The sequence below is a fragment of the Natrinema sp. HArc-T2 genome (genome assembly GCF_041821085.1).
GTDB lineage: Archaea > Halobacteriota > Halobacteria > Halobacteriales > Natrialbaceae > Natrinema.
The window spans coordinates 127174-147140 of sequence record NZ_JBGUAZ010000003.1 but is presented as its reverse complement, the minus strand read 5'-3'; the positions used below and the strand labels follow the sequence as shown (position 1 = coordinate 147140).

Here is a 19967-nt window from a genome sequence, read left to right as displayed (position 1 = left end):
GCGAAAAGCGCCGCCAGCGATCGGTTGCAGGTTTTTCGTGTCCGTTATCGTCGGGTCCAGACGAGCGCCCCGACCGACAGCACGCCGAGGAACGCACCGGCGGCGAGTGTCGGAAACGCTATGGCGTAGCCGCCACGGTCGAGTGCCAGCCCGAAGACGATGGGCGAGACGACTGTCGTCGAGAAGCCGGCCAGCGATTGGACCGACAGCGCGGTGCCGACGTGTTCGTCGGCGACGACTTCGGTCACGAGCGTCGACGTGGGCGCGCTATCGAGCGCGAGGACGACGCCGTAGACGAGCGTGACAGTGACGAGCGCGGCCAGTGGGAGCCCGCCGAGGAGTCCGAACGTCGCACTCAGGACGGTACTGGCGCCGAGACCGGCGGCGATCGTCTGTGGCCGACCGACGCGGTCGCTGAGCCAACCGCCGGCGGCGTTGCCGACGCCGCTCATGGCGATCATCGCACCGACGACCAGCCCTGGCAGGACCGCCGAGTCCGTCGCCACGAACGCCGGCGTCGCCACGAGAAAGGCAAGCAACCAGTTGCGGACGCCGAACAACTCCCAGTTGTGCCACGAGTAAATGCTGACCGCAGCGAGGTACTCCCGGTTTCGGAAGATCGAGCGATCGAAGCCACCGGCGGACGATGTCGTCCGCTCGGGGCTGTCGCGGGTCAAGCCGAGCATTGCCGGCGCGACGAACAGCGCGCCGACGCTCGTGACGGCGATCGCGAGCCGCCAGTCGACCGCCTCCGCGGCCACCGTCGCGAAGACGAACGAGAAGCCGCTGCCGAGTTCGTAGGTGGCGATATAGAGCCCCAGCGCCCGGCCACGCGTGGCCTCGGGGAACCAATCGCTGACAAAGCGCATCCCCGGAACGTAGACGCCGGCGACAAAGAGCCCCGACAGGAATCGCAAACCGGTGCCGATGAGGAGCCCGTCGGCGACCGCAGCGAACGCGAGGCTCGGGAGCGCGGTCCCGGTCGCGCCCACGGCGATCACCCACCGCGGCGAGTAGCGGTCCGCAAGCCAGCCCGCGGGGACGATCGCGACGAGATAGCCCGCCTGAAGCGCGCCGAAGACGACCCCCGCTTCGGTCCCCGAAAGTCCCCACTCCGCGACGATCAGCGGGAGCACCGCCGAGTAGTTGAACCAGACCAGCACCGAGAAGAAGAGTGCGATCGACGTCACGACGAGGACCCGCCGGCGCTCCTGCATGACAGATTATGTGATGGTCACACATATCAATGATGTCACCATCCGGACCGGTTGCCAGTTCCGCCGGCGGGATAGGTACAAGTAAAGGGATCCCCGCCCTCGAATCGGCCATGAAGCAGGCCATCGTCGCCCGGACCGACATCGGCATGGGGACAGGCAAACTCGCCGCACAGGTCGCCCACGCGTCGCTGTCGGCCTACGAAAAGGCGGACAGCCAGTTGCAATCCCAGTGGAAACAGGGCGGCCAGAAGAAGGTCGTCCTCAAAGGTGAGAGCGAACGCCAACTGCACGAACTCTCAGAGATCGCCGATAGCAACGGGATTCCCAACGCGCTCATCCGCGACGCCGGACACACCCAACTCGAGCCCGGCACCGTCACCGCGCTGGCCGTCGGCCCGGCGGCTGACGACCGCGTCGACAGCGTGACCGGCGAACTCTCGCTGTTCTGATCGCCGATCCGCAGTGAGCGCCTCGAGACCGACTCGAGCGCCAGTTAATTAGTCAGAGCGGTAACCCCGCGGTTCCTCCCTGACGACCGACTCGCCGTCGGCAGACGAGGACGGACCGTCGGAGCCGACGTCCGGGAGCAGCGAGCCGATATCGATGGACTTGCTGCCGAGCACCGCGAAGCCGGCGAAGATCGTCAGGAAGCCGGCGACCGCGAGCGCGTCGATCGTCTCGCCCAGCAGCGCCCAGCCGCCGAGCGTCGAGACGACAGGCACGACGTAGAAGATCAGATTTGCACGGATCGCGCCGGCGGAATCGATGAGCCCGAAGTAGGCGACGTAGGCGACGGCGCCGGCGAAGACACTGACGTAGCCAAGCGCCAGCAGCGCCTCGGTCGTCCACGTGATCGCAGTCGCCGACTCGCCGCTGGCCCAGGCCAGCAGGTGACTCAGCGCCGCGGCAAGGGGCAGCCCCCAGGCGACGCGGACCGGACTCGAGAGGCCGCTGTCGGCTCGGCGGATCAACACGGCACCGAGGGCAGCGCTGATCGCGGCGACGAAGAGGATACCTTTCCCGACGGCCCCTGCCAGCAGATTTGCGGGATCGGGGCTGACTACGAGGCTGACGCCGACGAGACCGAGTCCCATCCCGGCTGCGCCGCGTCGAGAGAGCCGTTCGTCCGAGAGCAACGCCGCGGCGAACACCGGCGTCATGATCGGGTTGAGACTGTAGATGATCGAGGAGACGGCACTCGAGACGTACTGCTGGCCGACGAACAGCAAGGCGTTGGTCAGCCCGATCGCGAGGACGCCGGTCGCGAGGATACTGGCGACGTCGCCGCTGGTCCGCGGGACCAACTCCGACCGCGAACTGGTCAGGCCGACGTACGCCAGCATGACCACCGCCGCGACGTCGTAGCGCAGCGCCACGAACAACAGCGGCGGGAAGTACGCGAGTCCGGCCTTCGCGGCAACGAAGGTCCCGCCGAAGAGCAGACTCGAGAGGGCGAAGAAGACGGCACTGCGACGGGACATCATTCTCCCGTCACCGCCGTAGAGACCGGCTGCGCCGACTCGAGAGCGGTCGACGCGTGAATCGCGAAGATCATCATACTCCACCGTACGAACTCCGGGCTTATAGTTTGATTCAGAAAATATTTCACAGCAAGAAAGGCAAGCGGGCCGGGAAAGGCGTGGGCGGCGCGCCGGCGTTGCAGATCGTGAAACAGTTTCACGGTGCGAAAGCTGTTTATTAGAGCGGACACGAGAGTCCGTATGGAAGCGGCACTCGAGGAAATCGAGTTTCTCGCACTCTCGTCGAACCGTGTCGAGGTCCTCCGATTGCTCTCGGAGGGACGTCACACGCGAACGGAACTGGCGGAGGCGACCGGCGCCTCGCAGGCGACGCTGGGACGGATTCTGCGCGACTTCGAGGATCGGTCGTGGATCAGACACGACGGCAACGCGTACGTCGCCACCGCGACGGGCCGGCTCGTCGCGGCAGGGTTTACCGATCTGCAGGAAATCCTCGAGACGGAAGCCAAACTCCGCGAGATCGTCGACTACCTGCCGACCCACGCGATGGACTTCGATCTCCGACGGCTCTCGGATGCGACGATCACGACCCCCAGCGCGACACGACCCAACGCGCCGCTGAGCCGGCTACTCGAGTTTCTCCGGACGGGCGAGGAAGTCCGGACGTTTTCGCACACGTTCAACGAGCAGACACTGGGTGTCGTTCGAGAGCGCGTCACCGACGGTGACCAGCGATTCAGGGGCGTCTTCGGGCAGAACGCGATCGACGCGCTAGCCGACGACTCGGGACTTCGCCGCCAGCTCGAGGCACTGCTCGACGCCGACAACGCCGAGATCAGAGTCCGCGAAGAGGGCGTGCCGATTGCGATCATGATCGTCGACGCGGATGTCTGTCTGCTCTTGCGTGACGAAACCGGCATCCTGCGGGCCGCCGTCGACACCGACGACGACGTCGTCCGCGCGTGGGCCGAGGACTCGCTCGATCACTACTGGCGGACGGCGACGCCACTCGAGGCTGACACACTCTCGGAGTAAGGAGCAACCAGCAGCGGACTCGGGACGACACCACTCGTCAGGACGGGATCGACTCGAGTCCCGCCGTCGGTCGTGCGTGTGCGGGCAGTTCTGGTCCGACCGCAATCGATGCGGGTTCGGGCTGTGTCTCGTCGTCTCCGGTTTGCTCGATGACGTACTCCTGGCCCACCGTCGACGCCTGGAGGTTGTCGACAGGTGCGTGGTCCTCGGTTAGGAGCGGTACGCCGTCGGTGTTCGGCGCGTCCATGTAGGCGTCGACCTCGCTACTCAGGTCGATTCCCAGGTTGCGCCGGTCGTTTCGCGCCTCGAGGTCGGCCTCAGTGAAGTCGGTGTCGGCTTTCGTCGCGACGACTTCGATGTTCTGGACCGACCGACCGCTCGAAGTGCGGAAGCTGTAGGTCGACGCGAAGGCCTCGTCGATCGTCTTGTACTGTGCCCGGTAGAACGCCGAGCCAGCGCCACTGGGTGCGGCGATGACGTTCGCGAGCAAGACGCCGTCCTCGTCCAGGTGGCTCTCGGCCAACTCCATGAACTCGAGTTGGGTCAGGTGGATGGGAACCTGATCCTTCTGGTAGGCGTCGAGAACGATCACGTCGTATTCCTTGTCGGTCTCCTGGAGGAAGATCCGCCCGTCTTCCGTGTGGGCGGACAGGTTCTCGCTTTCCTCGAGGCGGAAGTACTCCTTGGCCGTCCGCGTCACTTCGGGGTCGAGTTCGGCGACGTCGACATCGACATCGTACTTCCGTTCGAAGTCCTTTGGCCCGGTGTAGCCGCCCCCGCCGATGAACAACACGTTCTCGACCTCGTCGGGATCGTCGACCATCAGCATTGGAAGATGGAAATACCGCGTGTACTCGAAGACGTGCCGGTCGGGATCCTCGAGATCCATTGCGCTGTGGCGTGCACCATCGAGATACAGCGTCCGGACGTCACCGTCGTCGATGACCTCGAGTTCCTGGTAGGCCGTCTGGGTCTGGTAGACGACGTCACCGCGGTGGTCAAATGCGACGGGACCGAGGCCAGCCGCGACGACGAGAAGGAGTGCGATTGCAACGCTGGCTGAGGCTGGCTTCGGGGTGAGTCTGGGCAGCGTCAGCGCGAACGCGGTCCCGACGAGGATGAACCCGAACAGGAGGCCGATCATGTCGATGCCGAGGGCGGGAACGAGGACGTACGTCGTCGCGCCCGCGCCGACGATGCTGCCGATGGTACCGAGCGCGTAGACGTGGCCCGACGCTTCGCCGGTTCCCTCCTTCTGGGAGAGTTCGGCCGCGTACGGACTGATGAAGCCAAGCAGGTACGTCGGCGGTCCAAAGAGGATGAGGACGGCCGGCAGCGACGCATATCGGGTCGGCAGCGGCATCGCCGACGCCGAGAGCAGCAGTTGGTCGCTCGCGTAGATCACGACTGCGACGTAGCCTGCCGTCCCCAACAGCAGCCAGCTCATGCGCTGGTTCGACGCCGTCGACGCCTGCTTCCCACCTTGCCAGTACCCCAGACTCAACGCGGCCAGAAAGACGGTGATGATGCTCCCCCAGGTGTAGATACTGCTGCCGAACTGGGGGGCAATGATCCGACCGGCGAGGATCTCTAAGCCCATACTGGTGACGCCGGAGACGAACACCGCGACGTCGGGTTTCGTCGGCCGGTAAGCGGAGGGCTGCCCCATACTCATTGTCGGCCTAACGTGGGCCCGCGACGAGAACTTGTCGGCGCAGTACGGACTCGCCGGCTCTCGAGACTTCGACTCGAGTCGGCGGTCGAACGGATCGAAATGAGATGACGATCGGCTGTCAGTTCGTCGTGATGACTTCGATTACATCACGCGACTCGACTTCGTAGTCTTTGCCCAGCTGCCGGTTCGTCCGGCAGTCGATCGCGTGCAGGAAGCCGTCGCCGATATCTGAATGCAGGCTGTAGGCGAAGTCCTCCGCAGTCGAGTTCGGCGGGATCAGATAACAGTCGGGCAGCACCTCGCCGCGTTCGTTGCCCAGCCCGTTTGCACCGCCGGGGAACACCGGCGTCACACCGAGGACATCGAAGAGGGCCGTCTCGAGGGCTGCCTGCACACCCGTCGCGCCGAACTCGGTGAGGAACTCCCGGATCTGCTCGAGCCCTTGTTCCTGATCGCCGGAGATGTCGCCGGTAATGTCGAAGTCAGCATCACCGGGTCGGTAGTCGACGACGCCGGCCTTATCGGCCGATTTCAGCGCCTTCTCGGCGTGGGCGCTGCAGGGGACGATCGTCAGGTGATCGTAGTCGGGATCGTTCGTGATCTCCTCGTAGTTATCCTGTGCTTCGGGCGTGTCCATCTTGTTCGCCGCGATCACCATTGGCTTGGTCTCCTTGCGGATCTCGCGGGCGAGTGCGAGTTTGTCATCTGCCCCCCACTCGTCGGGCTCGAAGCCGATGTCGACGCGTCGGATGAGGCGCTTGATCTCGTCTTCGTTGGTCTTGAACGCGCTCATCTGTTCGGCCAGCTCTTCTTCGATGGCGTCGTCTTCGGTGGTGTAGCCCGTCTCGTAGCGTTCGATGCCTTTCTTCAGGACGCCCAAGTACCACTGGTCGAGTTCCTCCTCGAGAAAGGCGATGTCGTCTCGCGGATCGTGGCCCTCGGTGGGTTCGCCCTCGGCGTCCGTTTTCCCGGAGAAGTCGACGACGTGAACGAGCACGTCGGTTTCGTTGAGATCGGAGAGGAACTGGTTGCCGAGCCCGTTGCCCTCGTGTGCGCCGGGGATCAGTCCGGCGACGTCGACGAGTTTCGTCGGGACGAACCGTGTCCCGTGGTCGCAGTAGCCGACGTTGGGCGTACACTCCTCGTCGAACTCCGGTGCCGCACAGTCGACGCGGACGTAGGCCTCGCCGACGCTGGGGTCGATCGTCGTGAACGGGTAGGCCCCCTCGGGCACGTCGTTCATCGTCGCCGCGTTGAAGAAAGAGGACTTGCCGACGGAGGGTTTGCCGACGAGTCCGATCCGGTAACTCGTACTCATTGTTCGTCCCTGGAGCGGCCGGGCTAAACGGGTTTTGTTCCGCTCTCAGTGTGCTATGAGTAAACGTGGCAAGTCCAAATGACCACCAAATCAGACGTGCGTCGGCGGTTCGACTGCCGTCTCGATGTCGAGTTCCGCGGCGACGTCGTCGAGCAGGCCTCCTTTGACCTCCGAGCTCCGCCAGCCGATTTCAGCGACCAGCGGCGGCTCGAACTCGGATCGGATCGTCTCGAGGCGTTCGTCCTCCGTCGCAACGCGTTCGCGGAGGTAGCGTGCACCGCGACCGTTTTCGTCGGGGTCGGGCGACGGCGTGAGTTTGTTGGCGACGAGGCCGCGAACCTCGAGGTCCTTCTCCCGCAAGTCGTCGATTGCACGCTCGGTCTCGTTGAGCGAGAGTTCGTCCGGGTTCAGGACGAGGAAAAAGGCAGCGTCGTCGTGTAGCGCTGCGCCGGCGAACTCGAAGAACTCCTTGCGCTCCTGGAGGCGCGCGAGGACGGGGTCACCCTCCATCACACGGCGTGGTTCGTTGTTTCCGACTGCGGCCTTCTCGAAGAGATCGATGCTCGTCCGGCGCTTGTACATCAGCCGGTCGATCCACCCCTCGAGCAGTTCCGGCAAGCCGAGCAGTCGCAGCGTACTGCCGGTCGGCGAGGTGTCGAAGACGACGCGGTCGTACGCCTCGGCGTTGCGCATTACGTCGACGAACCGGTCGAACAGGGCCGATTCGTAGGCCCCCGGCGTGCCGTGGGCCATCTCGAGTTGCCGGTTGATTTCGTTGACCATCGACGCCGATACCTGTTCGGAGAGATCCTGACGGATCTCGTCTAGGTGACGGGTGACTTCGTCCTCGGGATCGATCTGCATCGCGTCGAGTCCCTCGACGCCATCGACGGACTGCGGGGAGTCGTCGAACGGCTGGTCGAACACGTCGGTGACGGAGTGAGCAGGGTCGGTCGAGACGACGAGCGTCCGCTGGCCGTCGCGCGCACAGCGCAACGCGTAGGCACACGAGACGGTCGTTTTCCCGACGCCGCCTTTCCCACCGAAGAAGACGAACGGCTCCATTAGAAGTGATACTGCTGGCCCTTGCGCTCGAGGTACGTGCCACGATCCCACAGCCGCCGCTCCCACGCCTCGAACTCGTCTTCGAGATACGGGAGCAGTTCGGCGGTGTAGTAGGAAACCGGCGATGGAATGCCGAAGGCGTCCGGAAAACACGCCAGAATGAAGGCGTCCTCGGCGTCCTCGGCTTCCTTCTCGATCTTCTCGTAGGCCGGATGCGAGATCATGCCGTGATAGAGCCCCCGCAGCCACTCCTCGAGCGTCTCACGAAACGCGTCGATCCGGTCGGCCAGATCCATGTCCGTCCATCCGTGCTGCACGCTAAAAACCCTCGTGGCTCGGTTTCAAGACGCTGCGGTCCCTGTGGCCGGACATGGAGACGAACGCGGACGAGAGGATTCCGGTGACGATCCTCTCGGGCAGTCTGGGTGCCGGAAAGACGACGCTACTCAATCACCTGCTCTCGAACGCCGGCGACCGAACACTGGCGGTCCTCGTCAACGACATGGGCGCGGTCAACGTCGACGCCGACCTCGTCGCCGAGGGATCGGAACTCGAACTCGACGACGGCGTCGCCGAACTCTCGAACGGCTGTATCTGTTGTGAACTCCAGGACGACCTCGAGACCGCCGTGGTCCGGCTGGCCCGCGACCGCTCGTTCGACCACCTCGTCGTCGAGTCGTCGGGTATCTCCGAGCCTGCCCCCGTCGCGCGGCTGTTCACGACCGAATCCCGCGTCGCGGCGCTGTACGACGTCGACACGCTGGTGACCGTCCTCGATACGCCTGCCTTTCTCGAGGCCTTCGCGGGCGAGGGAACACCGGAACGGCGGGGCAGCGAGGCCGACCGCCCGCTCTCGGATCTGCTCGTCGAGCAAGTCGAGGTGTCGAACGTCGTCTTGCTCAACAAGACCGATCTGTGTACCGACGAACAGTTCGCCGAGGCCGAAGAACTCGTCGCCGCACTTCAACCGGACGCCGAGACGATCCGCACCGAGTTCGCCGCGGTCGATCCCGACCGGCTGCTCGGTGCAGAACGGTTCGATCCCGGTCGCGTGAACGGCCTTCCGGGCTGGAAACGGGCGCTCGAGTCGGCAGATGACGACTACGAACACGAGGACCATGGCGACGATCACGACGATGGCGGCCACCACGACCACCGCCATCCGGACGAAGTGTACGGCGTCACCTCCTTTGTCTACCGACGCTGCCGACCGTTCCATCCCGACCGATTCGCCGCGTTCCTCGAGGATCTCCCCTCGGCAATCATCCGCGCGAAAGGCGTCGCCTGGCTCGCAGACAACGAGATGCGGGTGTCGGTCGCCCAGGCCGGGCCATCGATCAGAGCCACCGCACAGGGACCCTGGATCGCGAGCCTGCCCGAAATCGAGCGCGACATGTACCGATCGAACCGGCCCGATCTTGCATGGCATGACGAGCACGGGGATCGTCAGACCGAACTCGTCTTTATCGGCACCAGCTACGACGAATCGGCGCTGCGGGCAGCCCTCGAGGACGCGCTCGTCACCGACGAGGAGTGGGACGTGTCGCTCGAGGGCCCCTTCCCCGACGAGCAGGGCGAGGAGGTTGTCGTCCGCGAGCCGTGATCAGCACGCACAGTTGCGGCCGGTTGAGCGCTCGAAGCGCATCTCGGCTTCACAGTCCGGACAGACCGGCTCCCCCTCGAGGTCGACGTCTCTGATCCGGACATCGCAGTCGTCACACCAGTACGCGCCGTTGGAGCCGTCGTCGGGACGGTCGTTCGGCGCTGACGACGCGAAAGCCGCTTTCATCGACTCGATAAACCCCATAGATGGGTATTCACCGGGAGTCATAATAACGCTGTGCGACTGTGTGTCACTGATGCACGATCGCGAGGCTGTGACAGAATCCCATCGTCACGTTGGCGACCGATTAGCTGAGCAGTAGCGGAATTGCAAGCGCGATGATGAGTGCCGTGAGAATCGGGATCAGATAGAACAGTCGCTCGGCGCGGACCGACGACGGGACGTTATCGGTCGCCTCCGGGCGAAACGTCCAGACCTGTCGATAAAACGCGACGATAACGGCGAGCGCGAACAGCGCTGCCGAAAGCACGACCGCCGTCTCGAGGGCCAGCCCAAGCTCCCGCCCGTACAGTGGGCCGAACGACAGCAGCACCATGAACGTAAGCCCGACGACCACGACGAACGGCACGGGATCGACGGGTGTTCCGTGACGGTTGCGAAGGTGCATACGCGCTGTTCGCGCTCGAGAGACAAAGAGCTATACCGTGGTCGCTCAGGGCTCGAACGGCGTGGCCGAACGAGGCGGCGAACTGGGAACTGCTGCCGGCGAACAGTTAAGTAGCGGTGCCATCGTCTCCCTGTATGAGTGATGGCGATGCCGACGCGGACGGATTCGAGGCTGGCGTGGCGTCCTCGGAGGGGGACCCTCGAGTCTTGCTCGTGATGAACGCCGTCCTGTCGACGCTCTTTGGCTGGACTGTCGTCTGGGGGCTGTCGTATCTGGGGTTTCTCGAGTTCGGATTCATCAACGTCGCCACGGCTGCGATACTGCTGTTTGCGATGACGTACTTCGTGACGATGTCGTGATACGGTCTGCTGTAACGGTTTACCGGTGCAACCGCGACCGTCCTGCAGTTGGACCGGCACTGACTGACAGTAGACCGTATGAGGTCGTGACCTAGCGACCGTAGATGAGCCGCCGCCCGAGGTCGTCGAGCCGATCGGTTACGCGTCCGGCCCACGCACCCGGTGAGACGCGCCGGAGCGTCTCGTCGTCGACCTCGATCGCAGCGTCGCCGAACGGATCTCGAGCGCTGGCTTCCTTGCCGTCGCCGTCCGCCTCGTCGGCGGATGCGACGTCGACGACCGTCGACATGGAACACCGGCCGCAGGCTTCTGTTTGCTTTTCGACCATGTGGGTTACGTACACGGTAGTACGACGTCGACGGCTAAAAGCTGCCGCCTCAGACGGATCCAGTCAGTCAGTGCCGATGCACCCGCGACCCGAACTGCGGTCCCACCGGTCACTCGGTACAGCGGACCGTATCAGTGGGTGCCGTGGGTCCGCGACCCGTCACGTTGGTGCGCTGGGTCACCGTGACAGCAGCCGGTCTCAGTTGACCTACCAGTCGTCCGGCGTCTCGATACGCACCACCGACGGCTATTTGATGCCGCAACCGATAGCTGTGGTATGAGGTCATGGGCCATGAACCGAGCGCCGAGTGACGAACGGCTACCGTTACACTGTCTCGAGACACGATGAGCGAGCGAGCGACGCCGGACGAACTGCCAGCGGAGATCCGGAATGCGGTTCCCGACTGGGACAACGAGTATCTTGATCGGGTCTCCGACCGGCTGATGTACAACTACGACCTCGAGAAAGATCGCCGTGTTGGCGGCCAGCGGTGGGATCTCTATGGTGAGATGCGCGTGCGTAGCCAGAAACAGTTCTTCCACCCGGCGCTGAGTTACGCCGACCACGAGGCCGAAGAGCACCTCTTCGCCCGACATGAGTCACGACCGACGGTGGCACAACTCGAGCGCCTCGTCGAGCTCGGCCACGAGCTGGCGGACGAACACGTCGTCGCCGACGAGGAACACTTCGGGACGGACATCACGTTCGTTCTCGTCGCCGACGAGTTGCCCGACGATGTCCGCGAGTTCGTCGATGGCTTTCGCGACCGGACGTTACTGAAGTTCGGCTATCACGGCCACTACGATGTCAATCTCGTCGTCGTCGTCCCCGAGGCCGACGTGCACGTCGCCAGTGAGGTCGCCGACGTCGCGGAGGCGTTTACGCTCTGGGACGACGTAACCACGCCCGAGGAGGGTATCCTCTCGCGGTTCGCGAGACGCTTCTGGCGGTAAGACGATTGCTGATCGATCGTCGTCGAGACGATTCTCTCGAGCGGACCAGTACTGGTTGCGAAAAACGGACGGCAGGCGAGTCGTTAGTCGTCGCCCGGTTCGGCGGCGGGCGTCTCGGGGCCACGACGGACGTTGCTAATGTTTCTGTACCCGAGCCTGACGAGTGCAAGCGCCAGGACGATGAGCACGAGCCCGATGACCATCTGGACGGCCGAAGAGAGCATCGCCTCGGTCGAGCCAGCGCCACCCTGCAGCAGGTTCAGGTACAGGTTCTCGTAGAACACCAGGATCGACAGCCCGAGGATGGTGATCGTCACCATGATCGCCATCGGGACACCGGTGGAGACGAGCTGTTTGCTGTCGTCCCAGTTGGCCAGCCACACGGTCGCGGTCAGCAGCGCCAGCGCCGCAAGCAGCTGGTTTGCCCCACCGAAGAGCTGCCAGAGGACGACCCACTGCCCGGAGACGACTAGCAGGTACGCGGGAACGACCTGAAGGATCGGGTTCGTGTACCGGCCACGCGCGAGCGACGCGGGATCGGCGTTCAGCCCGGTGTCGGTTCGTCCCGCGGGCGTGCCGACGATCTCTTCCATCATGTACCGACCGAGCCTGACGGCTGTGTCCGTCGAGGTCAGCAGGAAGCTACAGAGCACCAGTGCCATGAACACGGCACCGACGGTCTCCGGAACGCCGAGACTGGTGAGGATGAGCCCTCCGCCGGACGCGAAGTTCGGTAGCGCAGCACCGATGCCGCCAGCCGGATCGGCAAAGCCCCACACGGCGAGCGTCGAGAGCGCGACCGCAGCGAGCAGGCCCTCTCCCAGCATGCCACCGTAGCCGATCAGCCGGGCGTCGGTTTCTTTGTCGAGCTGTTTGGCGGTCGTCCCCGAGGAGACCAGCGAGTGGAACCCGCTGATCGTCCCACAGGCGATCGTAATGAACAGCAGCGGGAACAGCGGTGCTAACCCTGCGGCCTCGACGCCCCAGAAGCCCTCGAACGCGCCGATCGTCTCGTCGATGACGAGCGGCTGGGCCGACGTGCCGAGGAACGTCCCGACGATGATCGCGACTGTCGCGCCGCCGACCCCGGTATAGAGCAGGAATGACGACAGGTAGTCACGTGGCTGGAGCAACACCCACACGGGTAGCGCGCTCGCGATCGCGGCGTAGACCATGACGAAGGGAATCCACGCCGCGGTGTTTCCACCGAGGGCACCCGCGCCGGGCACCCACTCGCCGGCCCCACCGAATAACACGATCGTCCCGGCCGGGTAGTCGCCGGCGAACAGCGCCAGCGGGTACTGGAGGCCGACCCAGACGGCGGCGAAGACGCCTGCGACGAACAGGATCGTCCCCGGAATGAACGGGCCGTTGAACTGGTAGAGGTAGACGCCGAATACCAGCGCCAGCCCGATGTAGAGCAACGATGCCGTAACGACCTGCGGGTACGCGTTGAAGACGATCCCGACGACCAGTGCGAACACCGCGACGACGAGCACGATCGTCAGGAACGCGAACCACAGCAACATGTTCTTGCCGCTCTCCCCGACGTACTCGCCGATCATGTAGCCGATCGACTTCCCCTCGTGACGGAGACTGCCCGACAGCGAGACGAAGTCGTGAACCGCACCCATCAGCGGGTTGCCGATGGCGATCCACAGCAACGCGGGCACCCATCCCCAGATGGCACCGGCCGTGATCGGGCCGACGATCGGCGCCCCACCGGCGATACTCGAGTAGTGATGCCCCAACAACACCGGTTTTTTCGAGGGGACGTACTCCTGTCCGTCCTCGTATTTGTGTGCCGGTGTTTCCGCCTCCTCGTCGAGTTCGACGAACTGCGTGAGATACCGCGAGTACCCCACGTACCCAGCGGTAAACGTCACCAGTACTGCCGCAATGATCCAAATGACTTGTGTCATGCTAGTCCCACACAAAACCAGGGTGTCGATATCCTTAGTTATTATTTAGTGTCTTTTGAACCGTTCTGCCAACATGTATTTCATTCTCGCAGTCATTTATTGTCAGAATCCTGCTCTATAACGCTGAAAAGCGACGACAGCAAAGCGAGACGAACCGACGGTCGACATCGCGGTGACACAGTCACCAGCGAACACCACGACTGCGGGCCGTATGCCTGTCACTCGACCGGCTCGGCCTCGGGGAACTGATAGCTCCCGTCGAGGACCTCCTCGCGCGGCTCGTAGAGCCGGACCGTATAGTTCCAGCCCGCCGGCGTATAGAGGAAGTTCGGCTGGTCGGGATCACCGCCGAAGTGGATCGTGACGCTGCCGTCGTCGGCTCGCTCCGCGGTCACGTCGTTGATCGCGTACGCGTCGTACTCGTTTTCCTCGAGGTACCAATCGCTGTTGTAGACGGTGACCGACCAGTACCCGTCGACGGGGACGTCCTCGACGGTGAGCGTGTACGGCGTGTCGCCGTCGTTCCGTTCGGGCGTTCGCCAGAGGACGAACTCGTCCGTTTCCGGACTGCCGCCCCAACCGACCGCGGTGCCGAGGAAGTGCTTGACGGGGTCAACCTCGTCGGCGTCGCCCCACACACCCCGGGAATCCTCCATCGTCTCTCCGACCGTGATGAGCGCATTGCGGATTTGCTCGAGCGAGTCCTGATCCCAGTTGGGGATCTCGAACGTTCCGGGCGATCGTTGACTCGCCGCGAGCTCGTCTTGGATGGCGTGAACGGCCTCTATGTCGTCCGGATCGGTCGGGTCGACCAACGTGCGGACCAGGACCAGACAGTACCGCGTCCCGACTTCGTCCTGTGTCAGCGTGTATTCGCCGGCAGTCGTGGACGACCCCTTCACGTAGTGATCTTGATTGATGACGATCAGCAACTGGTAGCGGTCACCAGTCTCCGGTTGGGTGACGGTGACCGGCTCGGTCAGGTCGAAGACGCCAGCCGAGTAGAGCGTATCACGATTCATCTGGATGACGTCCTGCTGGTCGATGGGGACTGGCTCTCGGATGTGATAGAACTCCCCGAACCCGCCCAGCTCGGCGTAGCGCGCGAAGTACGTGTCCGACTCTGCGCGCGTGTAATTCTCCCACGTTACCGGGACTGTCTCGCTATTGTCAGGCGACTGTTGCTGGCCCTGCTGGGCGTTCGCCCCCGGAGAACCCTGTTGTGCACTCGTACTGCCGACGCCCAGCGCGAGTCCACCGGCGAGCCCCGCACCGCAAAGCGCGGCTCGACGCGTTGCCCACAGTCGGCCCGATTCACCCGTCGAATTGTGGTGCTTCTTGCTCATGACTCATGTCACTCGAGCGCTCCGTCGCAGCGTTGTCGAGTCGACCCACACGCTCGCACACCAGAATAATATATAAAACGGGGGCGATGGCAGACGATACTGTAGTGACATGAAGACAGTATCGCCCGACGGACGAACACGACTTCCGGGCGCTGCCGTGTCTCTCCTGTCGAGCGAAGACGATCCTCGCGACTCGAGACTGCACACCTACTCGAGGACAGCAGCAAGCGCGTCCATCGTTCGATCGACGCGATCGAGCCGCGCGTTGTGACCCATGTGGCCGATCCGGAGCACGTCATCGGCGAGGTCGCCAAGGCCGGTCGCGAGGACGATGTCGTGGTCGTCGGCCATCGCTGACTGAATCGCTTCCGCTCGTCCCGGAAGTTCGAGGGCGGTCACGGTCGGCGACGGTTGCGCCCCGTCGGGGTACAGCGACAGCCCGAGGTCGGCAGCCCGGTCGCGACAGTGCGCTGCGACCGTCTCGTGGCGCTCGAAGACGGCTTCGAGCCCTTCCTCGAGCAGCAGGTCGATTGCGGTATCGAACCCATAGAGGTTCGCCACGAGGTGCGTGTAAGGGAACCACTCCTCGTCGACGGCGTTTCGCCAGGGCTCGAGGTCGGTGTAGAGACTCGGCGTCTCGAAGGATTCGATTTTGTCCCACGCGCGGTCGCTGATCGAGCAGACGGTCAGGCCCGGGGGCGCGCTGAAACACTTCTGAGAGGCACCGAGACAGACATCGATCCGGTCGGTTGGGACCGGCGTCCCGCCCAGCGAGGAGACGGCGTCGACGACGCTGATGACGTCGTGGTCGTCGAGGAGTTCGAGAACCGGCTCGATGTCGTTGAGCACACCCGTCGGCGTCTCGCAGTGAACCATCGTCGCGATGTCGAACGAGTCGGCTGCGAGGTGGTCTTCGACCGCCTCGAGATCCAGCGGTTCGCGCCACGGCGCGTCACAGACGACCGCCTCGCCGCCAGCCATCTCGACGAAGTCGGCGAAACCCTCGCCGTAGAGGCCGTTTGCGATACACAGCACCCGGTCGCCCGGCTCGACCAGCGACGCGATGGCGGCCTCGAGCCCGAGGATTCCCTCGCCACCCAGAGTCGCGATATCGTCGTCGCCGTAGATCGCTTCGAGCTTCTCGAGCAGGTCGCGGTAGAACGCGAAGAACTCGGGTTCGACGTCGGGGTTTGGCGTCGGCTCGCTCATCCGCTCGCGGACGGCTGCTGGCACCTCGGTCGGACCCGGGGTCATCCGGAGTCGATCGTCGGTCATACGGTGGCTACCGCTGCGTTCGGGCATAAAACCACTCGAGACGGTGCCGTGTCTCGCGTGGGCACTCGGACCGCCGCCGTCGGATTGGGGGCCGAACTGGCCGTGATAGACGGGCCTTTTTAAGTTCTCTGCGACGGTAGCCGCGGTTATGACGACACTCGACGGAGAGACGGTCATCGTCACCGGTGCGAGCCGGGGACTCGGCGCATCGATGGCGAAACGGTTCGCCCGCGAGGGGGCGAACGTCGTGGTGACCGCTCGCAACGAGGCCGATCTCGAGGCGGTCGCCGCCGACGTAGCCGACGCGGCTGGCGAGATACTCGTCGCGCCAGCGGACGTTACCGACGAGGCTGCGGTACGCGCGGTCGTCGACGCGACGATCGAGGAGTACGGCACGGTGACTGGCCTCGTGAACAACGCCGGTATCGGACTGTTGAACATGTACGGTGAACAGCGCGTGCTCCACGAGGTCGACACCGCGGACTTCCGGCAGATTCTGGACGTGAACGTGACCGGCGTGTTCCTGTTCTCGAAGTACGTCGTCCCCGAACTGATCGACAACGGTCGCGGAGCCATCGTCAACATTTCGTCGGGCCTGGGCCGTCGCGGTGCGGCGAAATGGGGGCCGTACGTCGCCTCGAAGTGGGCCCTCGAGGGACTGACCCGGACACAGGCCGCCGAACTCGAGGAGTACGGTATCACGGTCAATGCGCTCGATCCCGGTGGCCGTGTCGAAACCGGCTTCTGGGAGCATCTGCCGGAGTCGGAACGAGAGGAGATTCTCGAGCCAGACGTGATGAACGACGCGGCCACGCGCTTGCTCGCACAGGGAACAGACGGCGTCACCGGCGAATCGCTGCCAGCCGAGGAGTGGGAACGACGACTGGCGTAACGGGTCTCGTCTCGTTAGGAGGTTAAGCAGGGAAACAAAATTGGAGTATTGATTCGATAAGTACGTCGATATTTTCACCATTTTACGTTTATACTTGCAGAGGTGTGTTAAAGATCATCAAAGGGAGACATCGTAGTGCGCCGAGAAACCTCTACATCGTTGGCACCCGGAGATATAAGGGATGAGTGTTATCCTGGAGTTCACTATCAACAGTAAGGACTTCCAGCTCGGGGAGGTTCTCTCGGCTCAGAATACCATGCATTTGGAACTCGAACGCATTGTCCCGACTGGAGACATGACCATGCCGTTCGTGTGGGCGACCGGCAAGAGCCACGACGTATTCGGGGAGACCGTCCAGGCTCACTCAGCCGTCAAAGAGTTCCTAGCGTTGGACAAAGTGGGAGACAGTGCCCTGTATCGGATCGCATGGAAAGACGACCCGACCGACCTCATCGAGGCCATCGCAGCGAGCGATGCGGTCGTGCTCGAAGCCCGTGGCCGCAAAGAGTGGACCTTCCGACTGCGCTTTCTCGATCACGACAAACTCTCGTCATTTCACAACTTCATTATCGAACACGATCTCCCGATTCACATCGATAAGACATACACACTGACCGAAACGACCGAGCGTGGCCACCGATTCGACCTCTCGCAGGAACAGCGCGAGGCACTGGTCCTCGCCACCCGGCGGGGCTACTTCGCTACGCCACGAGAGACGAGCCTCGAGGATCTGACCGAGGAATTAGACATTAGCGAACAGGCCGTCTCGAACCGGATTCGCCGCGGTAACGAAAAAATTCTCGAACAGGTGTTGCTCACGTCCGCGCACGATCTCGGATAACGCCCTCTACCATAAATATGAGTTGAACCCTCAATAACATCTCCCAAGTAGAGTGGGGGAGTAAATACTGCTGTGAACATCCCATCGATCGATAGCGATACGCTGAGTGCCGTCCACGACACGCTGGCCTGCGTGTATCGTCGCCAGATCATGAGATGTCTGGTAGCCGCCGAAGAAGACGTTGCTACGGTAGAGGAACTGACAGAGAATCTCCTCGAGCACGACGAAATCAGCGACGACCGAAGACACATCACCATCAAACTGCATCACGTTGTATTGCCACAGCTGGCGGCACAGGGATTCATCGAGTACGACGACAGGAGCCAGACTGTTCGGTATCGTGAGTTACCAGTGCTGGAACGGGAACTCTGCCGGAGTGCCGACACGACGATGAGGACGTGAACTGACCCACCCTACTCGCTCGCTTCCGCTCGCTCCTTGCGGGTCGGGTTTCCTGCTTCCACGACGTTGTCAGACTCCGCCTGACAGCCTGTCAAGGTTCCCCCGACAAACGCGCTTTGCAGGAACCGAATGGGCACCCGTAGGGAGCGCAGTCTCCACAGGCGTTCGAAAATCGGCGAACGATTTTCGCAGCCCATCAGAATCGCAGAGCGATTCTGAGGACGTTGATTCGGAGCGTCCCGCTCCTACGTGCTTGATACCGCGAGAAAGGATGTTCCATGCTGCATTCCAATCCCTGCCGCCGTGAACCCGCACGACGGACAGGAGTGTTTGCGGACCCACAACGGCTATCGGACACCCAATATCGTCCAACAGTATATCACTCGAGCCGCCGTAGGTGAACCGAGTACTGACATGGCTGACTGCGATCCACGGCACGCGACCGAGAGCGACCTGTTCGCGGCGCTGTACGATCGGCTGCCCGACCGCTTCCTGGTTGGCCCCCACCGCGAGTACCTCGCAGCCGACCTCGCCGGGAACGTCCTCGATCTCGGGGCCGGCACCGGCGCGATGGTACCCTACATCGACGACGTCGCCGACGGCGACCTCGAGTATCACGCGATCGAGCCGGACCCGAAGATGCGGCGCCGGGCCGCCCGCAAGGCAGACACAGCCGACCTGCAGGTGCACCTCCGTGACGCGCGCGGCGAGTCGCTACCCTACGCCGACGACAGCTTCGACGTCGTGCTCTCGAGTCTGGTCTTCTGTACCATCCCCGACTTCGACGCGGCGCTCGCGGAGGTCGCCCGCGTCCTGCGACCGGGCGGGGAACTGCGCTTTCTCGAGCACGTCCGCAACGACGGCTGGCGCGCACGAGCACAGGATGCGTTGACGCCGCTGTGGTCGCGTGCAGCCGGTGGCTGTCAGTTGAACCGCGAGACGATCGCACGGTTCGTCGCCGACGATGCGTTCGAGGTCCTCGAGGTCGAGCGGGCGAACGTCGGGGTCTTTCCGGCGACGCCGATCGTCCGCGGGCGGCTTCGACGGCGACAGCCGACGGACCGGTCGCTCCTCTCGAGTCTCACGTCGAACTGACTGACACGGAATCGGGGAATCGTCGTTAAGTCTACGCCAGTGGTAGGTTTCGACATGGGACGGAAGACGCTGGTCGCGATCGACGGCTCCCCGCAGGCCGAGGCAGCGCTTGCGTACGCACTCGAGGAGTTTCCCGAATCGGCAATCACGGCAGTTCACGTCGTGCAGGTGCCGGAGGGATATTGGACGGCGTTTTCCGATTCGACGACGAAAGTGCCGGGTTACGAGGATGCAGTGGCACACGGCGAAGCGCTACTGGAATCGGTCGCGGAAACGGCGGCTGATGAAGGGCATGCGCTCGAGACGGTCCTCAAAACTGGCAAGCCGTCCCGGGAACTCGTCGACTATGCCATCGACGAGGCGTTCGAACAGATCGTCATCGGCAGCCACGGTCGCCACGGCGTCGATCGGGTGATGCTCGGCAGCGTCTCCGAGACGGTCGTCCGCCGTGCACCGATGACGGTGATCGTCGTTCACGAGGAGTAATCACACGACCACTCGACGTGTGCGACACAAACCCATAGTGGGTTGC

Annotated in this window: 22 protein-coding genes and 1 pseudogene; 10 read left to right on the top strand and 13 right to left on the bottom strand. The window is 63.5% G+C overall.

The window, feature by feature from the left end:
- Positions 1–44: 44 nt before the first annotated feature.
- Positions 45–1217, bottom strand: coding sequence for an MFS transporter (locus ACERI1_RS08340; protein WP_373617646.1), 1173 nt, complete (start codon positions 1215–1217; stop codon positions 45–47).
- 110 nt (positions 1218–1327) lie between these two features.
- Between ACERI1_RS08340 and pth2 the strand changes: the two genes are divergently transcribed.
- Positions 1328–1666: a peptidyl-tRNA hydrolase Pth2 gene (gene pth2 / locus ACERI1_RS08335; RefSeq protein WP_138781601.1), complete on the top strand. Its 339-nt coding sequence runs from the start codon at positions 1328–1330 to the stop codon at positions 1664–1666.
- A 48-nt stretch (positions 1667–1714) separates the two neighbouring features.
- Here the strand turns inward: pth2 and ACERI1_RS08330 are convergent, their stop codons facing one another.
- Positions 1715–2701: a DMT family transporter gene (locus ACERI1_RS08330; protein WP_373618153.1), complete on the bottom strand. Its 987-nt coding sequence runs from the start codon at positions 2699–2701 to the stop codon at positions 1715–1717.
- A 237-nt stretch (positions 2702–2938) separates the two neighbouring features.
- On the opposite strand from ACERI1_RS08330, the gene ACERI1_RS08325 reads away from it, so the two are divergent.
- A complete protein-coding gene (locus ACERI1_RS08325) occupies positions 2939–3733 on the top strand; it encodes a helix-turn-helix transcriptional regulator (protein ID WP_373617645.1) in 795 nt (264 codons plus the stop codon).
- Between the two features lie 37 nt (positions 3734–3770).
- Here the strand turns inward: ACERI1_RS08325 and ACERI1_RS08320 are convergent, their stop codons facing one another.
- The 4 genes from ACERI1_RS08320 to ACERI1_RS08305 all read right to left on the bottom strand — a co-directional run bounded on the left by ACERI1_RS08320 (position 3771) and on the right by ACERI1_RS08305 (position 8087).
- A complete protein-coding gene (locus tag ACERI1_RS08320; protein WP_373617644.1) occupies positions 3771–5408 on the bottom strand; it encodes a spermidine synthase in 1638 nt (545 codons plus the stop codon).
- 118 nt (positions 5409–5526) lie between these two features.
- On the bottom strand, positions 5527–6726 hold the full coding sequence (locus ACERI1_RS08315) for a redox-regulated ATPase YchF (protein ID WP_373617643.1): 1200 nt from the start codon (positions 6724–6726) through the stop codon (positions 5527–5529).
- A 90-nt stretch (positions 6727–6816) separates the two neighbouring features.
- Positions 6817–7791: an ArsA family ATPase gene (locus ACERI1_RS08310; RefSeq protein ID WP_373617642.1), complete on the bottom strand. Its 975-nt coding sequence runs from the start codon at positions 7789–7791 to the stop codon at positions 6817–6819.
- A complete protein-coding gene (locus ACERI1_RS08305) occupies positions 7791–8087 on the bottom strand; it encodes a hypothetical protein (RefSeq protein WP_006179832.1) in 297 nt (98 codons plus the stop codon). Before ACERI1_RS08305 ends, ACERI1_RS08310 begins: the two co-directional genes overlap by 1 nt.
- Before the next feature lie 74 nt (positions 8088–8161).
- Here ACERI1_RS08305 and ACERI1_RS08300 point away from each other — a divergent pair, with 74 nt between their 5' ends.
- Entirely contained in the window at positions 8162–9394 is a 1233-nt protein-coding gene (locus tag ACERI1_RS08300; RefSeq protein WP_373617641.1) for a GTP-binding protein, read from the top strand.
- Here ACERI1_RS08300 and ACERI1_RS08295 read toward each other — a convergent pair whose 3' ends face one another.
- Together ACERI1_RS08295 and ACERI1_RS08290 are read right to left on the bottom strand one after the other, a co-directional pair.
- Positions 9395–9598 (bottom strand): hypothetical protein, encoded by a 204-nt coding sequence (locus tag ACERI1_RS08295; protein WP_373617640.1) that lies wholly within the window; start codon positions 9596–9598, stop codon positions 9395–9397.
- Between the two features lie 103 nt (positions 9599–9701).
- Positions 9702–10022 carry a hypothetical protein gene (locus ACERI1_RS08290; protein WP_373617639.1) on the bottom strand — a complete coding sequence of 107 codons (321 nt, stop codon included), beginning with the start codon at positions 10020–10022 and terminating at the stop codon, positions 9702–9704.
- 134 nt (positions 10023–10156) lie between these two features.
- Here ACERI1_RS08290 and ACERI1_RS08285 point away from each other — a divergent pair, with 134 nt between their 5' ends.
- Positions 10157–10381: a hypothetical protein gene (locus ACERI1_RS08285; protein ID WP_373617637.1), complete on the top strand. Its 225-nt coding sequence runs from the start codon at positions 10157–10159 to the stop codon at positions 10379–10381.
- A 91-nt stretch (positions 10382–10472) separates the two neighbouring features.
- Here the strand turns inward: ACERI1_RS08285 and ACERI1_RS08280 are convergent, their stop codons facing one another.
- The gene (locus tag ACERI1_RS08280) at positions 10473–10670 is read right to left on the bottom strand and encodes a hypothetical protein (protein ID WP_373617636.1); all 198 of its coding nucleotides are present in this window, start codon (positions 10668–10670) and stop codon (positions 10473–10475) included.
- A 383-nt stretch (positions 10671–11053) separates the two neighbouring features.
- Here ACERI1_RS08280 and ACERI1_RS08275 point away from each other — a divergent pair, with 383 nt between their 5' ends.
- Positions 11054–11662, top strand: coding sequence for a hypothetical protein (locus ACERI1_RS08275; protein WP_373617635.1), 609 nt, complete (start codon positions 11054–11056; stop codon positions 11660–11662).
- A gap of 83 nt (positions 11663–11745) precedes the next feature.
- Here the strand turns inward: ACERI1_RS08275 and ACERI1_RS08270 are convergent, their stop codons facing one another.
- The 3 genes from ACERI1_RS08270 to ACERI1_RS08260 form a co-directional block, all read right to left on the bottom strand.
- A complete protein-coding gene (locus tag ACERI1_RS08270; RefSeq protein WP_373617634.1) occupies positions 11746–13584 on the bottom strand; it encodes a carbon starvation protein A in 1839 nt (612 codons plus the stop codon).
- A 218-nt stretch (positions 13585–13802) separates the two neighbouring features.
- Complete coding sequence (locus tag ACERI1_RS08265) at positions 13803–14930, bottom strand: DUF1214 domain-containing protein (RefSeq protein WP_373617633.1); 1128 nt, start codon at positions 14928–14930, stop codon at positions 13803–13805.
- A 207-nt stretch (positions 14931–15137) separates the two neighbouring features.
- Positions 15138–16205, bottom strand: coding sequence for an alanine--glyoxylate aminotransferase family protein (locus tag ACERI1_RS08260; protein ID WP_373617632.1), 1068 nt, complete (start codon positions 16203–16205; stop codon positions 15138–15140).
- 148 nt (positions 16206–16353) lie between these two features.
- On the opposite strand from ACERI1_RS08260, the gene ACERI1_RS08255 reads away from it, so the two are divergent.
- The 3 genes from ACERI1_RS08255 (at position 16354) to ACERI1_RS08245 (ending at position 18340) form a co-directional block, all read left to right on the top strand.
- Positions 16354–17097 (top strand): SDR family NAD(P)-dependent oxidoreductase, encoded by a 744-nt coding sequence (locus ACERI1_RS08255; protein WP_373617631.1) that lies wholly within the window; start codon positions 16354–16356, stop codon positions 17095–17097.
- 181 nt (positions 17098–17278) lie between these two features.
- Positions 17279–17938 (top strand): helix-turn-helix domain-containing protein, encoded by a 660-nt coding sequence (locus tag ACERI1_RS08250; RefSeq protein ID WP_373617630.1) that lies wholly within the window; start codon positions 17279–17281, stop codon positions 17936–17938.
- 150 nt (positions 17939–18088) lie between these two features.
- The gene (locus ACERI1_RS08245; RefSeq protein ID WP_373617629.1) at positions 18089–18340 is read left to right on the top strand and encodes a hypothetical protein; all 252 of its coding nucleotides are present in this window, start codon (positions 18089–18091) and stop codon (positions 18338–18340) included.
- Positions 18341–18409: 69 nt separating this feature from the next.
- Here the strand turns inward: ACERI1_RS08245 and ACERI1_RS08240 are convergent.
- Positions 18410–18687, bottom strand: a pseudogene (locus ACERI1_RS08240) (zinc ribbon domain-containing protein); the annotation flags it as partial.
- A gap of 67 nt (positions 18688–18754) precedes the next feature.
- Here ACERI1_RS08240 and ACERI1_RS08235 point away from each other — a divergent pair.
- Together ACERI1_RS08235 and ACERI1_RS08230 are read left to right on the top strand one after the other, a co-directional pair.
- Complete coding sequence (locus tag ACERI1_RS08235; protein WP_373617628.1) at positions 18755–19435, top strand: class I SAM-dependent methyltransferase; 681 nt, start codon at positions 18755–18757, stop codon at positions 19433–19435.
- A 54-nt stretch (positions 19436–19489) separates the two neighbouring features.
- On the top strand, positions 19490–19921 hold the full coding sequence (locus ACERI1_RS08230; protein WP_373617627.1) for a universal stress protein: 432 nt from the start codon (positions 19490–19492) through the stop codon (positions 19919–19921).
- The last annotated feature ends 46 nt before the right edge of the window (positions 19922–19967 follow it).

Coding starts and splice junctions, on each gene's coding strand:
- ACERI1_RS08340 (WP_373617646.1), bottom strand. CDS start 1,217: ATGCAGGAGCGCCGGCGGGTCCTCGTCGTGACGTCGATCGCACTCTTC.
- pth2 (WP_138781601.1), top strand. CDS start 1,328: ATGAAGCAGGCCATCGTCGCCCGGACCGACATCGGCATGGGGACAGGC.
- ACERI1_RS08330 (WP_373618153.1), bottom strand. CDS start 2,701: ATGATGTCCCGTCGCAGTGCCGTCTTCTTCGCCCTCTCGAGTCTGCTC.
- ACERI1_RS08325 (WP_373617645.1), top strand. CDS start 2,939: ATGGAAGCGGCACTCGAGGAAATCGAGTTTCTCGCACTCTCGTCGAAC.
- ACERI1_RS08320 (WP_373617644.1), bottom strand. CDS start 5,408: ATGAGTATGGGGCAGCCCTCCGCTTACCGGCCGACGAAACCCGACGTC.
- ACERI1_RS08315 (WP_373617643.1), bottom strand. CDS start 6,726: ATGAGTACGAGTTACCGGATCGGACTCGTCGGCAAACCCTCCGTCGGC.
- ACERI1_RS08310 (WP_373617642.1), bottom strand. CDS start 7,791: ATGGAGCCGTTCGTCTTCTTCGGTGGGAAAGGCGGCGTCGGGAAAACG.
- ACERI1_RS08305 (WP_006179832.1), bottom strand. CDS start 8,087: ATGGATCTGGCCGACCGGATCGACGCGTTTCGTGAGACGCTCGAGGAG.
- ACERI1_RS08300 (WP_373617641.1), top strand. CDS start 8,162: ATGGAGACGAACGCGGACGAGAGGATTCCGGTGACGATCCTCTCGGGC.
- ACERI1_RS08295 (WP_373617640.1), bottom strand. CDS start 9,598: ATGGGGTTTATCGAGTCGATGAAAGCGGCTTTCGCGTCGTCAGCGCCG.
- ACERI1_RS08290 (WP_373617639.1), bottom strand. CDS start 10,022: ATGCACCTTCGCAACCGTCACGGAACACCCGTCGATCCCGTGCCGTTC.
- ACERI1_RS08285 (WP_373617637.1), top strand. CDS start 10,157: ATGAGTGATGGCGATGCCGACGCGGACGGATTCGAGGCTGGCGTGGCG.
- ACERI1_RS08280 (WP_373617636.1), bottom strand. CDS start 10,670: ATGTCGACGGTCGTCGACGTCGCATCCGCCGACGAGGCGGACGGCGAC.
- ACERI1_RS08275 (WP_373617635.1), top strand. CDS start 11,054: ATGAGCGAGCGAGCGACGCCGGACGAACTGCCAGCGGAGATCCGGAAT.
- ACERI1_RS08270 (WP_373617634.1), bottom strand. CDS start 13,584: ATGACACAAGTCATTTGGATCATTGCGGCAGTACTGGTGACGTTTACC.
- ACERI1_RS08265 (WP_373617633.1), bottom strand. CDS start 14,930: ATGAGCAAGAAGCACCACAATTCGACGGGTGAATCGGGCCGACTGTGG.
- ACERI1_RS08260 (WP_373617632.1), bottom strand. CDS start 16,205: ATGACCGACGATCGACTCCGGATGACCCCGGGTCCGACCGAGGTGCCA.
- ACERI1_RS08255 (WP_373617631.1), top strand. CDS start 16,354: ATGACGACACTCGACGGAGAGACGGTCATCGTCACCGGTGCGAGCCGG.
- ACERI1_RS08250 (WP_373617630.1), top strand. CDS start 17,279: ATGAGTGTTATCCTGGAGTTCACTATCAACAGTAAGGACTTCCAGCTC.
- ACERI1_RS08245 (WP_373617629.1), top strand. CDS start 18,089: ATGAGATGTCTGGTAGCCGCCGAAGAAGACGTTGCTACGGTAGAGGAA.
- ACERI1_RS08235 (WP_373617628.1), top strand. CDS start 18,755: ATGGCTGACTGCGATCCACGGCACGCGACCGAGAGCGACCTGTTCGCG.
- ACERI1_RS08230 (WP_373617627.1), top strand. CDS start 19,490: ATGGGACGGAAGACGCTGGTCGCGATCGACGGCTCCCCGCAGGCCGAG.